This is a genomic window from Bartonella sp. AA86SXKL, from assembly GCF_042196885.1.
Genome location: NZ_JBHIRE010000430.1, coordinates 1 through 642, shown reverse-complemented (window position 1 = coordinate 642; position 642 = coordinate 1). Strand labels below are relative to the sequence as shown.

Sequence of the window (642 nt, the reverse complement as noted above, 5' to 3'; positions counted from 1 at the left end):
AGCAGCTTTATTAAGTGTGGCAATTTTTGAGCATTGATATTTTTCTAAAAGAAGAGAAAGCTTGCTTTGTTTGTCTTCAATCGTTTGTTGAATAAAGGGCCAAATTTCATCTGATTTTTTACAAGATAGGCGTGAAAAATTACGTGGTTCGCCTTTCATTTTAAAATAAATATTGGAAATAATATCGATGATGTTTTCCTCATCACAGGCCTCTTCTAATTGAGAAAATTTCGCAATCATTTCTTTGAGGCTCTTATTACCATAGGTTTGACAATGGGTAAGAGCATAAAGAGGCAGGCGAGCAGTCTGTTGAATTTTTTCTAACAACTGTTCATTTGTGTCATCAGGCGCTAACTGAAAGAGCGCATGCAGTTTTTTTTCTCCGTTTTCAGAAAGAACAGAAGTCAAAAAATCAGACAGTTTATGTTGTTTTTCAGTTGCTTCATACAGTAATTGGTTAAAAGTGTGCTCACTGATAACTTTAAGCAACTGTTTTAAAGCAGACTGTGCACTTTCATGCTCCAAAAGCTGGCGGCGTGCTTCTTGGAGTAGTTTTTTTCGACTGATATCGTCGACCAGTTCGAAATGTCCAGCAATATTGGCTTCTAGCATAAAGTGATGCAAGAGAGATTCACAAAATGC

Annotated in this window: 1 pseudogene; it reads right to left on the bottom strand. The window is 36.4% G+C overall.

The window, feature by feature from the left end:
• Positions 1–642, bottom strand: a pseudogene (locus ACFIO5_RS12440) (double-strand break repair helicase AddA); the annotation flags it as partial.